Genomic DNA, 13,373 nt, shown 5'->3' with positions numbered 1-13,373 from the left:
GCCACAGAAACAAAAAAGTCCAAGTGGGGAAATCACTTGGACTTTTGTCATTTAAAGCGAAGGGTTGTCGCTTAACTACTTAAAGTTAACGTCGCTACTGAAAGCTCTCGTTGTTATGAAGAGTTAGCGCTGCGCCGCACGTTGGCGGGTCTTTCCGTTACCAGAAGGTTTGCCACCTTGGCCATTGCCTGCTTTGTTGCGGTTTGGCTTGCCGTTTCCTTGAGATTGGCCGCCCGGACCTTTCTTAATAAAGCCGCTCGCTGGTTTACGACCGTTGCCGCCGCCATTTCCGTTGCCCTGATGACCATTACCTTGGCCGTTGTTACTGTTAGGCTTCTTACCACCTGGTTTTTTGCCTGAATGGTTACGTGGCTTCTCGCCGCCTAGACCCGGTTGAGATTTACTGTGCTTGGTCGCGAAACGGTGAGCACCGTGACGACCAGACTTACGACGTTGTGCTGGTGTTTGTGCATCAAAGTCTTCTTCTGGCACCAAACAACCCGGCTTATCACCGATTAGGTGCTTCTTACCCATGTCGATCAGCGCTTCACGGATCAGTTTCCAGTTCTCTGGATCGTGGTAACGCAATAGTGCCTTGTGCAGACGACGTTGACGGTCTCCTTTTGGCACAGGAATATCTTCACGCTTCTTGTACTTAACGCGTTTCAGAGGGTTGGTCTCTGAGTAGTACATTGACGTTGCGTTACACATTGGCGATGGGTAGAAGTTCTGAACTTGGTCACACTCGTAATTGTGTTTCTTCAGCCAAAGCGCAAGGTTTAGCATGTCTTCATCTTCTGTACCCGGGTGAGCCGAGATGAAGTAAGGGATCAGATACTGTTTCTTACCTGCTTCAGCGCTGTACTTCTCGAACATCTCTTTAAAGCGGTCGTAAGTACCCATACCCGGCTTCATCATCAGATCAAGAGGGCCTTTTTCAGTATGCTCTGGTGCGATTTTCAGATAGCCACCAACGTGGTGTGTAACCAACTCACGAACGTATTCTGGAGACTCAATCGCTAGGTCGTAACGAACGCCAGACGCGATCATGATCTTCTTAACGCCTTCCACTTTACGTGCAGAGCGGTACAGGTCGATAGTGTGTTTGTGGTCTGTGTTTAGTTTCTCACAGATCTTAGGGAACACACACGATGGACGACGACAGTTCACTTCCGCTTTCGGGTCCGAACAACCTAAGCGGTACATGTTCGCAGTTGGGCCACCTAAGTCAGAGATAGTGCCCGTAAAGCCAGGTACTTTCTCTTTAATGTCTTCGATTTCATCCAAGATAGACTCTTTTGAGCGGTTCTGAATGATACGACCTTCGTGCTCGGTAATTGAACAGAACGAACAACCACCGAAACAGCCACGCATGATGTTAACTGACGTTTTGATCATGTCGTAAGCAGGAATCTTCGCTTTGCCGTACATAGGGTGAGGGACACGCTTGTATGCAAGGCCAAATACGTAGTCCATTTCTTCTGTCGTCAGAGGGATTGGCGCTTGGTTTACCCAAAGTTCGCGATCACCGTGACGTTGAATCAGAGCACGACCAGAGTATGGGTTCGTCTCTAAGTGAAGAATACGGCTAGCGTGAGCGTAAAGAATGCGGTCATTGTTAAGCTTTTCAAACGCAGGGATACGAACCGCTGTTGTTTTCGCATCATGGCGAGAAGGGCGGATCGTAATCGGCTGCGCTTTTGGCTCTTCGTCTTTCTTTGTATCGCACTGGGTTTCAACCTCGTATGGGTTAACCGGTACGTAGGCTTTGTTTGGTTTTTCGATACGAGAAGAGTCGATGATCTTGTAACCTTCTGGTGCTGCAGGCAAGTTGACAGCAGTACCACGAATGTTGGTCATATTCGCGATCTCTTCGCCATCGGCTAGGCGGTGTGCAACTTCAACCAATGCGCGCTCTGCGTTACCAAATAGAAGGATGTCTGCTTTTGCATCGAAAAGAACAGAACGACGAACTTTGTCAGACCAGTAATCGTAATGAGCCACGCGGCGAAGACTTGCTTCAATACCACCTAGAACAATCGGCGTGCCTTTGTATGCTTCACGACAACGCTGCGAGTAAACCAGTGTTGCACGGTCAGGACGCTTGCCACCTTCGTTATTTGGCGTGTAAGCATCATCGTGACGTAATTTGCGGTCAGAGGTGTAACGGTTGATCATGGAGTCCATGTTGCCCGCAGTAATGCCGAAGAATAGGTTTGGTTTACCTAGCTTCATGAAAGCATCTTTATTGTCCCATTTTGGTTGAGCAATAATACCTACGCGGAAGCCTTGTGCTTCAAGCAAACGGCCGATGATCGCCATACCAAAGCTAGGGTGATCGACATAAGCGTCGCCCGTTACGATGATAATGTCGCAGCTGTCCCATCCAAGAGCATCCATTTCCTTTCTACTGGTTGGTAAAAAGGGAGCTGTGCCGTAGCATTCGGCCCAGTATTTTTTGTGTTCGTGAATAGGAGTGATATCGCTGTACATATTTCGACCTCTGATTTTTGAGGCGGGAATTATAGCGGCATGCGCCCTGACTAGCCAGTAGAACATGCCCCTGATAGTTCTAGTGTCTTTCCCTCAATAAGCTATGTATCGCTATGTCGAGAGGAGATTCTTGGAAAGAGCATAGACCAAGGATACGAGACAGTGAGCAAATTGATGATTTTGATTAGTGTTCCAAGCAGTTTTTGATATCATTCTGCGAAAATAAGTCCATATAAGTAGATCCCAATGATCGAATCTGTATTACTTCAACTTGCGCCTATGTTATTGGGTGCACAACTCGTCCTTACGCTGATCTTAGTGAAAGGGGATATCTGCCCAGGCCAGCGTGGTCGTATTCATAAGGTATTGCCAGCAATCGGCGTACTCTGGTTGGCGGTTGCATCACTTAAGGTCGAAGCTTTCTTAGTGGTATTTGCCATCTTCTATTTCTTCTCTCAAGTTCAGACTAACAAGACTCGTGATGCTGGCCCTATCTGGGTGATGTATCTGGCTTGTGGTTTGGCACTCTCTTATGTGGGTATTCAAGCGAGCGAAAAGGCAACTCTAGTTGGTCTAATCTCATCTCTGCTTCTTACCGTTCTACTAGGTAGCGCCTTCTCTCATCTATTGCTGACGATTGCACGAACGCGCCTTCAGGCATTCCATCGTATTTTGCCGGTTGCTGGTATCTTGAGCGGTATGCTGGTGGTGCTGGCTACTGTGCTTGGCGTCTACTCGCTTTCTGAAGCAGTATTGGAACCTATGGTGCCTTCGCTACTGTTCAGCTTTGCCCTGTTGATTTCATCGATTGTGGTCTGGTGTTGGCATCTGTTGTTCGCGAAAACACCTGAAAAAATCCAGCTTGCTGTTGCCTTGCTGATGCTGATCGCGTCGGTTGTGGGCTTAGAGCCAATCTGGGCGCTTTAGCAATTTATGAACTTTAGAAAGTTGCGAATTGTTCTTTGATTGAGCGAGAAATGTGATCTGTTAATAAGCGGGTTTACCATTGTCGTTCTAAACTTAAATCAGTCGATGTGTTCGTAAGGAGTACGAGATGGATTTAAGCAACGTCAAAAGCCTAGATAGCATTATTCTATTAGGGATCGTCAACGAAAAGTTACGTCTTGAATGTGATAGTTTTGAAGAGCTTGTCAGCATGTATGAAATGGATATCGAAAGCGTGGTGGGCAAACTGGATATGCTCGGCTACCAGTACGATCCATTGACCAATCAATTCAAATCTTATCTGAGATAACTGCATAGCGCGGTAACGGTTTAACATGGTAACAGTTTAAAAAGCTTAAAAAGCCACAGATGTTCAGTCTGTGGCTTTGTTGTTTTTGGAATTTTTAAAACAGTACCTTTTATAACAAACAAGGTCACGTCAGCTAGACGACTTTGATTCCATCGAGGTGACTCTTACTTTGTTGTCTTGCAGTGCTGAAGAAGGCTTGTAAGTAGCGTTTGTCTTTGTCTGAATTTCTTACCGCTGCAAACAGGCGACGAGATAGCCCTTTCCCGAGCGGTTTGCTAGCAATCAATCCTTGTCTTGAAAACTCACTGATTGCCCAGTTCGGTAGTGCTGCCACACCTAATCCTGCAGATACCATTTGTACTAACATCAATGTATTGTCAGCCTGTTTCCATTTCTTAGGTTCGATACCCGCTGGTTGAAGAAAGTGTTTTACCACGTCCAGACGCTGTTTCTGAACTGGGTAGGAGAGCATCGTTAGATCGACCAAGTCTTCTGGCTGAATTGCTTTTTTCTCAGCAAGGGGAGAGCTAATTGCCGTGATCAGACGCATCTCAAAATCGAACAGCGGCTCATAGTGAACCTCAGATCTAGGCTGGATATCGGAAGTGATCACTAGATCCAGTTCTCCTGCCATCAAAGCAGGTAAAGGCTCAAAGCCAAAGCCAGATGAGAAGTCGAGGGTCACGCTTGGCCAAGTCACTTGATACTCTTTAAGTGCTGGCATTAACCACTGAAAACAGGAGTGGCATTCAATCGCCATATGGAGCCTGCCGTTAACATCTTCCTTAAGACTGGCCAGTTCATTCTCCGCCTTTGCCAGTTTCGGTAACACCTCATCCGCCAGTCTGAGCAGTATTTCACCCTCGGAGGTGAACTTAACTGGGCGAGTTTTACGCAAAAAAAGCTGCCCACCCACGCGAGCCTCAAGATCTTTCAATTGATGCGATAACGCAGATTGCGTCAGGTGCAGTGATGTCGCGGTCGCTGTTAAAGAGCCACTATCACGCAATGTGGTCAATGTTCGCAGATGTTTGAGCTCTATCATGAGTAATCCTCATAGTTCCTAAGCTGATGTTCAATATTTCTTAATAACTACCCTACGTCGTTTTTGTGGATGTGTAAACATCTGGACGTCTAAATGTTTTCGGTTTTCTCATGTGTGAATTAATGAACATGAGGTTTTCTAATAAACAAGTTGAATATTTGGAGATTGTTCACAAAGACGTTTGGCGAGATAGTTTAGCCATCCAGACGCCTTTTAACGAAATTATTCAGCGTCTGACCGGATTTAAAATAGTGATTAAGGAATAGGCTCATGACAACAACGACTCATATTTTAGGCTACCCACGTATTGGCGAAAAACGAGAACTCAAATTCGCTTTAGAAAAGTATTGGCGTGGGGAAATCGATCAAACGGAGCTAAAAGCTGTCGGCAGTCAGTTGCGCGAACGTAATTGGCAAGTTCAATCGGACGCCAATTTAAGTTTTGTAACGGCTGGCGATTTCGCTTGGTACGATCATGTTCTTGCTACAACGTTGCTTCTTGGTCATGTGCCAAAGCGTCATGACCAAGGCTTCCCTGATTTGGATACGCTGTTCCGTGTTGGTCGCGGCCAGTCTCAGAGCAGTTGCTGTGGTTCAAATCATAACCATGACCAAGATGGCGCCGCGGCATCAGACATGACCAAATGGTTTAACACCAATTACCACTACATTGTGCCTGAGTTCAGCAAATACGATTCTTTTGAAGTGAGCTGGCCGCAACTGTTTGATGAGGTCAATCAAGCGATCAAAGCGGGCCATAAAGTGAAACCAGTATTGCTAGGGCCATTGTCATACCTTTACCTAGGCAAGGAAGTGGAAGAGGGGTTTGATCGTTTGAGTTTGTTGCCTCGCTTGCTAACCGCATATCAGGGAATTCTTGCCAAATTAGCGAAGTTAGGTGTCGACTGGGTGCAGATTGATGAACCGATTCTTGCCTTAGAGCTAGAAACCAAATGGGCAGACTCATTCAAGCTTGCTTACCAAGTGATTCAGGGCGACGTAAAGCTGCTGCTAACGACCTACTTTGATTCTGTGAGTGATACGTTAGATAAGATTATCGACCTCCCGGTAAACGGCCTGCATATTGATTTAGCTGCCGCTCCTCAACAGTTGAACGACGTCGTTGAAAATCTACCTCAAGATTGGGTGCTTTCGGCGGGTGTTATTAATGGGCGTAACGTATGGCGCGCTGATTTAGCTGCGCAACTCGCTACGCTGCAACCTATCAAGGAGTCGTTAGGAGAGCGGCTTTGGGTGGCAAGCTCTTGTTCTCTACTGCACAGCCCAGTCGACTTAGAGCTTGAAGAGACATTAACTGAAGAGGTGAAGAGTTGGTTCGCATTCGCTAAACAAAAAGTGACAGAAGTTAGCTTGTTAGGTGCCGCGTTAGATGGCGATCAGAAAGCGATATTAGCCTGTGAAACTTACAGCTTACCGATTGAAGCGCGTAAGCAAGCGATTCACGTGAATAAGCCACATGTTCAAGCGAGATTGAAAACACTAACGAAAGCAATTGGCGAGCGAAGTGCACCTTATGCAGAGCGTGCGGCTCATCAGTCTGAAGTACTAGGTTTACCATTGTTACCGACAACAACGATAGGCTCTTTCCCGCAAACTGGCGAAATACGAGTTCAACGCAGTGCTTATCGCGCAGGAAAACTGAATGAAAGTGAATACAAACAAGCGCTAAAAGGGCACATTGCAGATGCCGTTAAACGCCAAGAAGCGCTTGATCTTGATGTGCTTGTTCACGGGGAAGCAGAACGTAATGACATGGTTGAGTACTTTGCTGAAAACCTAGCGGGCTTTCAAACCACCAAGTTTGGATGGGTTCAAAGTTACGGCTCTCGCTGCGTGAAGCCAGCCATCGTTGTTGCTGATATTGAGCGAGAAAAACCAATCACCGTTGAGTGGTCGACTTACGCCCAGTCGCTGACCTCTAAGCAGATGAAAGGCATGTTAACCGGGCCGGTGACAATCTTGTGTTGGACTTTTCCTCGTGAAGATATTTCCCGTAAAGAGATTGCTAACCAGTTGGCGTTTGCACTGCGTGATGAAGTGTCAGATTTGCAAGATGCGGGTATCAATATCATCCAGATTGATGAACCTGCAATCCGTGAAGGGTTGCCTTTGAAGAAAGCCGATCATGCGGAGTATTTAGAGTGGGCTGTGGATGCGTTTAAAGTCTCTGCTGCAAGCGCGAAGCCAGAAACTCAGATTCATACCCACATGTGTTACAGCGAATTTAATGAGATCATCGAGTCAGTTGCAGCACTAGATGCCGATGTTATTACCATTGAAACTTCTCGCTCAAACATGGAGTTGCTCAAGGCGTTTGAAGAGTTCAATTATCCGAATGAGATTGGCCCTGGTGTTTATGATATTCACTCGCCAAACATTCCATCAGAGGAGTGGATTGTTGGCTTACTTAAGAAGGCAGCAGAGAAAATCCCAGTAGAGCGCTTATGGGCTAACCCAGACTGCGGCCTCAAAACCCGTAACTGGGAAGAAACCGAAGCCGCATTAGCGAACCTTGTTTCAGCGACGAAAGCATTGCGAAAAGAGTGGGAAGCTGAAGAAGTGTAAGACAAGTAAAGCTAGATTAAGGGTGTATATCTGAAGCCTTAATTGCATAAAAAAGCCTCGCAATCGCGAGGCTTCTGTTATTAACATTTGCTCGAATCTCGAACTAACTACCGCTTTCGCAGGTTTGCTTGCTGATAAGCTGCTCAACCATCAATTGACCACGCGTATTGCGAATCTTGATGTTGTACGCCAAGCCCATATCTAGGTTGGCTCGTACCTCTGAGCTGGTACAGTAGCTATTCACGCTGCTTTTCAATACTTGATTCAGCGGTTTTGCGCCTTGGGCATCTTGGTTGTAGATCATCATGATTTCAATCACGGTGTTCTTTGCCAAGACACGCATTACTTTCAACGGGCCGTATTCGATAGGCAGGCCAGCTGATAGAACACCTGCACGGTGTTGCGCCATCATCTCTAATTGACGTTGTTTGTCTTGGTCACTTGAACTACAACCCGCTAGGACGAGCGCAGCCAGTGATCCGATAATCCATTTTTTCACTTTAAAATACTTTCTTAAATGGTTTTACAATTACATTAGCATAGACGCCAGCTTCAATATATGGGTCTGCATCTGCCCAAGCCTGCGCTTCTTCTAGTGAATTAAATTCTGCAATAACCGTTGAACCTGTAAATCCAGCTTCACCTGGGTTATCTGAGTCGATTGCAGGCATTGGGCCAGCAGTCAATAAACGGCCTTCATCGTGAAGTGTTTGTAGGCGCTCTAAATGTTGAGGGCGAACGCTTAAGCGCTTTTCCAATGAGTTTTCGACGTCTTGAGAGAAAATCACGTACCACATATTGGTATATCCTTATTTATACTTCACAAAAAAGAGACTCGATGAGCTATCTAACTAATTTACGCGAACTAATTGTATTTGGAAGGGGGGAAAAGAAGAAAGTGTGAATTGATGCGCGTCGAAGAGGCTGGGTCTTTAAAAGCTGGGTAGAAAACGTTCTAAAGACCCGAAATTAATTGGCTATTGGATTATTAAGTTGTTGGACTACTTCACAATAGCGCGAGGTTTGCCCTCTGAATCGATAGCAACATAGTTAAAGGTTGCGTCACAGACCATAAAGCGATCTTCGATACCGTGGTCACGAACTGGCTTAACCCATACCGCCAAGTCGATGCTCATTGAAGTGCGACCGATCTTGGTACATTCGCCATAAACACATACCACGTCACCCACTTTCACTGGCTTTTTGAACGTGATGCTTGAAACCGATACCGTTACGATGCGGCCGCATGAGATTTCTTTCGCTAGAATGCCGCCAGCTAAATCGAGCTGAGACATGATCCAGCCACCGAAGACGTCGCCATTGGCGTTGGTGTCGGCAGGCATAGCAAGAGTGCGAAGAAGAAGTTGGCCTTTTGGCGCATCAGAAGTGTGACTCATTATAAGGGATTCCCAAAACATCAATAAGTCAGTGGCCGGCGTTTATCCTAGTGACCACTGTGAACGAAATAATGTGCAAGATTGTAACAAAAAATGAGATTGAGATCTCATTCGACCATTACTCATCGTCTCGATTTTTCCCGGAAAGCTGCTGTTGTTTGTCTTTAGGTAAGCTTTTGTAGATGTATAAACCTGTCAATAAAGTAAATGTAATGGTTGCAACCAAAAGACCAAATACTTTGAAATTCACCCATACGTCGAGTGATAAATTGAAGGCAACATAGACATTTAAAGCAGCACATAACACGAAAAATGCTGTCCATGCCCAACTGATGTTACGCCATACAGAATCAGGCAAGGTGAGCTCTTTTCCAAGCATGCCCTTAATGGCCGGTTTTCCCATTAGTTGGCTTACAGTTAAACCAATAGCAAACAGTGCGTAGACAATGGTGACTTTCCACTTAATAAAGTTATCGTCATGCAGGAATATCGTCATACCACCAAACAGTGCAACCATAGCGAAGGTGATGATCTGCACCTTCTCCACTTTTTTGTAGAGTAGGTAAGTGAGTGCAATTTGAATGGCGGTTGCTGCGATAAGTGCACCTGTCGCGGTGTAGATGTCATACATCTTATACAGAGCAAAGAAGATGATAAGTGGGATAAAGTCGATAATTTGCTTCATGTTAGACCGAACATCCTGTTGAGATACTTCTATTCAGTCTAGCTAAAAGTGCCTCGATGCAAAATAGACCGAAGCACTTGAAAATGAAATGTTTGATTGAGCGAACTTATCACCGCGTACATGCAGTTTGGTAACGTGGAATAAGTTGTTTAATGTCTTCCAAGTAACCTTCACTTTTTAGGTTATCTAGTGTTTGCTCGAGCTCTTCTTCACTCATCATAAAGCAAGTAGATTTACCCGTAGTGAGATCCAAATACTCGTGATATTCGCGCTCAGTAAAGTGGCCAATACGATCCATTAGTAGTGTTTTAATCCCGTGGTGAATCAAGCCGTAATACGTATGTCTTTGTAAGGTCATAGCCTATCCTCCGTGACAAGCTGCAATGAGAAAAGGTGCAACCTGCTTTATATTGGTTGGGTTGTCTATGACAAAGCAATTCGAATGCCAATTTCGTGTTGAAGGTAGATCTTTTCACCGCGGAAAAATGATTTGCTTCACCTTTTCATTCAGTTAAAAGAATGCTTCGTCTGCTTTCACCAAGACAATACGTGTTGCGAGAAGAATAGTTTTATTTTGAGAGGCAATTTTATGCGTCAATTTGAGAATAACTCGATTCTCATTTTGATAAATGTCACTACTGTGCGAGCTGGATGCTGTATCTAAAGGGCTTCGATGTTTATTCGTGTCCGATCAACTTCCTGTCCGATCAAGGTTAGTCAACTAGCCAATCAACCAGAGTGGATAGCGAAGTATTCTGGCGGTTTTTAGGTTGCAGCAAGAAGTAACCATTTCCTGAGAACACACTGCCTTCGCTCACTTTCACTAATCTGCCTAAATCGATGTCTTGTTTTGCAAGCGTGATATCACCAATGGCAATACCGAATCCCTGAATTGCTGCGTTCATTGCCTGATCAAGTGTCGCGAATTGCTGGTTATTTTTGCTAGAAAGTTCATTGCTGCCGATATGCTCCAACCACAATCGCCAGTCACTTTGCTCATTATTGGCGTGCAGCCAAGTGTATTGTGACAGTTTGTGTGGCTTGATGATGCTCGAATCAATCTCTGTTAGGTGTTCTTTAACAATAATCTGCGATTGGCATATTGGAGCAAGTTGTTCGTTAAACAACAGTTGGCTGACGATTGAGTGTTGGTTTGGTTTTTTACCATAGGTAATTACAGCGTCAAATGGGTCAAAGCTCGGCTCAAAGACGTGCTTGATAGTGGATGTTAGCTCTACATCAATCTCAGGGTAAGCCTGTTGAAACGACATCAATTTGGGTAGCAGCCAAGAGGTAATACAGCTCGGGGCATTGAGTTTTATTTTTGAAGGAGAGCTCGATACTTGATTAAGAGCAGATTGCAGCTGTTGAATGGTTGCTTGAATGAGTGGAACCAACTCTTCTCCTTTAGGTGTTAACGATAGGCCACGAGCATGACGATAAAAAAGATCACACCCTAGGCTGTCTTCGAAGGCTAAAACCTGACGGCTAACAGCCCCCTGCGTGACGTTTAGCTCATGAGCTGCATGGGTAAAGTTCAAGTGCCTTGCTGTAGATAGAAAGGCGAGCAAGGTTTTGGTGGAAGGCAGCGAATGATTCATATGTATACCTATGACTTTTTATCATGGCTATTATGTAATTATTTCGATTCATTTATCAATAGTGTTCTGTTTGAATGTAAATACTTAATCATCATTTATGATTCAATATGTGGATATGTCGCATATATTGAATATGAAATCGGTGGTGATAACATTCTGATTATGTGGAAAGGAACGCCTCTTGATATCTTTTATCGATAGCTTAGTGCCTCAGGCAGTAAAAAAATTAATACCTTACCAATCGGCGAGAAGAATTGGTGGTGATGGGCGTGTTTGGTTAAATGCAAACGAATTAGAGAGCCCACTCTTTCAGGGTGAAGTAGGGCATAACCGCTATCCTGACTTTTTGCCGCAAGACATAGCAAAAGCATATCAAGCCTATTGTGAAACGGATGCTGATACGGTTGCGGTGCGTGGAGCGGATGAAGCGATTGATCTATTAATCAGAACATTCTGTAAACCTGCTCAAGACAAGATACTGATTTGCTCTCCAACCTATGCAATGTATGAGTTTTGTGCTGATGCGTTGGCGATTGAAACACTAGATTCGCCGCTTAAGGAAGATTTCAGTTTAGATACTGCCGACGTGATAGAGAGAGCAGAGTTAGCGAATATCGTTTTCCTTTGTTCACCGAACAACCCAACTGGCAATGTGATCCCTAAATCAGATCTGGTAGAAGTACTTGAAGGTACGCAAGGCAAATCACTCGTGGTAGTTGATGAAGCGTATATCGAGTTTGAACCGCAGACATCAGCCGTAAACCTAATTGAGCGCTATCCACACTTGGTGGTGATTCGCACTTTGTCTAAGGCGTTTGGATTGGCTGCAGTGCGTTGCGGATTTATCTTGGCGAGTCCAAACGTGATGCAGTATGTCGCGAAGCTGATTCCGCCATACCCAATGCCGGATTGCTCATCACAAATAGTACTAGAAGCACTGTCTGACGAGCGAGTTTCAGTAATGCAAGACGCGACATTAGACTTGGTTGAAGTTCGTAATCGCTTTGCAACTCAATTGGCAAAGTTTGATTTCATTGAGCAAGTTTACCCGTCGTCGACCAACTTTGTGTTGCTGAAGCACAAGCCTGAACACCAACTGTTTAGCGTATTGGCGAAAAATGGCATTGTAACCAGGAATCAACATCATGAGCCTGCGTTACGTAATTGCGTTCGCATCAGTATTGGCAGTAAAGAGAGCATGGATGAAGTGATATCGTCACTGAATCACTACCAGAAAGAATTACGTCAGAGACAACACACTCAGAATACAGAACCTCAACTTCAACTCGATAAAGATCATATCTAGGATGGCAATGATGAAAAAGATACTACTAGGACTCACTTGCGCAGCTGCTCTACTTGGTACCGCCGTAGAGGCGAAAGAGGTTCGCTTGGCCTCAGATTTTACTTATCCACCTTTTAACTATAAAAACAGCGACGGTGTGCCGGTTGGGTTCGATATTGAGATAGCCGATGCCTTATGTGAGCAAGCGAAACTCGACTGTACTTGGGTATCGCAAAGCTGGGACTCGTTGATTCCAAGTCTACTGGCAAGAAAGTCAGATGTGATTATGGCGTCGATGCGTATTACTGAAGAGCGTAAGCGTAAGATCCTGTTTACGGATAAATACTATCAAACCCCGGCAGTATTCGTTGCCGCTAAAAGCGCCACATTTGATATCGACCAAAATGGTTTAGCGGGTAAAACCATTGGCGTGCAGCAAGGGACTATTCATGACCGTTATGTGACCGACAAGTTCGGCAGTGTCGCAACCATCAAGCGTTATACTGGCCAAGATGAAGTCTACCTTGATCTTCAGAACGGTCGTTTAGACGTCACATTTGGTAACTCAGACCAGCTATCACTTGCGTTCCTAGATAAAACAGAAGGAAAGGATTTCGAATTCAAAGGTAAAGCGGTAACCGATAAAGCTTATATCGGTGAAGGCACAGCGCTGGCGTTAAGAAAACAAGATGCAAAATTAGCGGAGCAGTTCAATAATGCCATCGAAGAGATTCGAGCGAACGGCACCTACGATAAGATAGCCGCTAAGTATTTCTCTTTTGATATCTATGGCAGTGATTTGTAAATTCGAAGTATCAATGTCAGAACATCAATTAAACAACCTTATATGTATATAATAGAAATGCTAATAGTTTAGTATTGATTGATAATAAACCCCGAGGGCACAGTTCTTCGGGTTTTTTCTTTGGGCGATGGGTAAGCAAGGCTTTAATAAAATTATAATCATTGATTGAACCCAGTTTAAACATAACGTGTCATTTGTTTAGTGAATCCATTCACCACGGG

The 13,373-nt window shown here is 44.8% G+C and carries 13 protein-coding genes; 5 read left to right on the top strand and 8 right to left on the bottom strand.

Translation table 11 applies throughout. From position 1 onward, the window contains the following. Positions 1–123 precede the first annotated feature (123 nt). On the bottom strand, positions 124–2,493 hold the full coding sequence (locus VFDL14_RS19635; RefSeq protein WP_084181808.1) for a YgiQ family radical SAM protein: 2,370 nt from the start codon (positions 2,491–2,493) through the stop codon (positions 124–126). Between the two features lie 246 nt (positions 2,494–2,739). Between VFDL14_RS19635 and VFDL14_RS19640 the strand changes: the two genes are divergently transcribed. Together VFDL14_RS19640 and VFDL14_RS19645 are read left to right on the top strand one after the other, a co-directional pair. Further along, a complete protein-coding gene (locus VFDL14_RS19640; RefSeq protein ID WP_032549338.1) occupies positions 2,740–3,420 on the top strand; it encodes a membrane protein in 681 nt (226 codons plus the stop codon). Between the two features lie 127 nt (positions 3,421–3,547). Beyond that, entirely contained in the window at positions 3,548–3,748 is a 201-nt protein-coding gene (locus VFDL14_RS19645; RefSeq protein ID WP_032549337.1) for a DUF4250 domain-containing protein, read from the top strand. Between the two features lie 133 nt (positions 3,749–3,881). Here VFDL14_RS19645 and VFDL14_RS19650 read toward each other — a convergent pair whose 3' ends face one another. Beyond that, positions 3,882–4,793 (bottom strand): LysR substrate-binding domain-containing protein, encoded by a 912-nt coding sequence (locus VFDL14_RS19650; protein ID WP_050487315.1) that lies wholly within the window; start codon positions 4,791–4,793, stop codon positions 3,882–3,884. A 270-nt stretch (positions 4,794–5,063) separates the two neighbouring features. Between VFDL14_RS19650 and metE the strand changes: the two genes are divergently transcribed. Further along, on the top strand, positions 5,064–7,379 hold the full coding sequence (gene metE / locus VFDL14_RS19655; RefSeq protein WP_032549336.1) for a 5-methyltetrahydropteroyltriglutamate--homocysteine S-methyltransferase: 2,316 nt from the start codon (positions 5,064–5,066) through the stop codon (positions 7,377–7,379). A gap of 103 nt (positions 7,380–7,482) precedes the next feature. Here the strand turns inward: metE and VFDL14_RS19660 are convergent, their stop codons facing one another. From VFDL14_RS19660 to VFDL14_RS19685, 6 genes are all read right to left on the bottom strand, one after another. Continuing rightward, positions 7,483–7,878: a GspS/AspS pilotin family protein gene (locus VFDL14_RS19660; RefSeq protein WP_032549335.1), complete on the bottom strand. Its 396-nt coding sequence runs from the start codon at positions 7,876–7,878 to the stop codon at positions 7,483–7,485. A 1-nt stretch (position 7,879) separates the two neighbouring features. Continuing rightward, on the bottom strand, positions 7,880–8,176 hold the full coding sequence (locus VFDL14_RS19665) for a YciI family protein (protein WP_032549334.1): 297 nt from the start codon (positions 8,174–8,176) through the stop codon (positions 7,880–7,882). A gap of 204 nt (positions 8,177–8,380) precedes the next feature. Beyond that, positions 8,381–8,776 carry an acyl-CoA thioester hydrolase YciA gene (gene yciA, locus VFDL14_RS19670; RefSeq protein ID WP_032549333.1) on the bottom strand — a complete coding sequence of 132 codons (396 nt, stop codon included), beginning with the start codon at positions 8,774–8,776 and terminating at the stop codon, positions 8,381–8,383. A gap of 118 nt (positions 8,777–8,894) precedes the next feature. After that, positions 8,895–9,461 (bottom strand): septation protein A, encoded by a 567-nt coding sequence (locus VFDL14_RS19675; protein WP_032549331.1) that lies wholly within the window; start codon positions 9,459–9,461, stop codon positions 8,895–8,897. 109 nt (positions 9,462–9,570) lie between these two features. Further along, positions 9,571–9,819: a hypothetical protein gene (locus VFDL14_RS19680; protein WP_032549329.1), complete on the bottom strand. Its 249-nt coding sequence runs from the start codon at positions 9,817–9,819 to the stop codon at positions 9,571–9,573. A gap of 355 nt (positions 9,820–10,174) precedes the next feature. Next, positions 10,175–11,062: a LysR substrate-binding domain-containing protein gene (locus VFDL14_RS19685; protein WP_032549328.1), complete on the bottom strand. Its 888-nt coding sequence runs from the start codon at positions 11,060–11,062 to the stop codon at positions 10,175–10,177. A gap of 181 nt (positions 11,063–11,243) precedes the next feature. Here VFDL14_RS19685 and hisC point away from each other — a divergent pair, with 181 nt between their 5' ends. Further along, positions 11,244–12,368: a histidinol-phosphate transaminase gene (gene hisC / locus VFDL14_RS19690; protein ID WP_032549326.1), complete on the top strand. Its 1,125-nt coding sequence runs from the start codon at positions 11,244–11,246 to the stop codon at positions 12,366–12,368. Between the two features lie 10 nt (positions 12,369–12,378). Continuing rightward, positions 12,379–13,152: an ABC transporter substrate-binding protein gene (locus tag VFDL14_RS19695; RefSeq protein ID WP_032549733.1), complete on the top strand. Its 774-nt coding sequence runs from the start codon at positions 12,379–12,381 to the stop codon at positions 13,150–13,152. Positions 13,153–13,373: the final 221 nt, after the last annotated feature.

This window comes from Vibrio fortis, from assembly GCF_000695685.1.
Classification (GTDB): Bacteria; Pseudomonadota; Gammaproteobacteria; order Enterobacterales; family Vibrionaceae; genus Vibrio; species Vibrio fortis_A.
Note: the sequence above shows the minus strand (reverse complement) of the source record. Positions and strands in the feature narration are given on the sequence as shown.

Coding starts and splice junctions, on each gene's coding strand:
- metE (WP_032549336.1), top strand. CDS start 5,064: ATGACAACAACGACTCATATTTTAGGCTACCCACGTATTGGCGAAAAA.
- VFDL14_RS19695 (WP_032549733.1), top strand. CDS start 12,379: ATGAAAAAGATACTACTAGGACTCACTTGCGCAGCTGCTCTACTTGGT.
- VFDL14_RS19640 (WP_032549338.1), top strand. CDS start 2,740: ATGATCGAATCTGTATTACTTCAACTTGCGCCTATGTTATTGGGTGCA.
- VFDL14_RS19665 (WP_032549334.1), bottom strand. CDS start 8,176: ATGTGGTACGTGATTTTCTCTCAAGACGTCGAAAACTCATTGGAAAAG.
- yciA (WP_032549333.1), bottom strand. CDS start 8,776: ATGAGTCACACTTCTGATGCGCCAAAAGGCCAACTTCTTCTTCGCACT.
- VFDL14_RS19680 (WP_032549329.1), bottom strand. CDS start 9,819: ATGACCTTACAAAGACATACGTATTACGGCTTGATTCACCACGGGATT.
- VFDL14_RS19635 (WP_084181808.1), bottom strand. CDS start 2,493: ATGTACAGCGATATCACTCCTATTCACGAACACAAAAAATACTGGGCC.
- VFDL14_RS19685 (WP_032549328.1), bottom strand. CDS start 11,062: ATGAATCATTCGCTGCCTTCCACCAAAACCTTGCTCGCCTTTCTATCT.
- VFDL14_RS19645 (WP_032549337.1), top strand. CDS start 3,548: ATGGATTTAAGCAACGTCAAAAGCCTAGATAGCATTATTCTATTAGGG.
- VFDL14_RS19675 (WP_032549331.1), bottom strand. CDS start 9,461: ATGAAGCAAATTATCGACTTTATCCCACTTATCATCTTCTTTGCTCTG.
- VFDL14_RS19650 (WP_050487315.1), bottom strand. CDS start 4,793: ATGATAGAGCTCAAACATCTGCGAACATTGACCACATTGCGTGATAGT.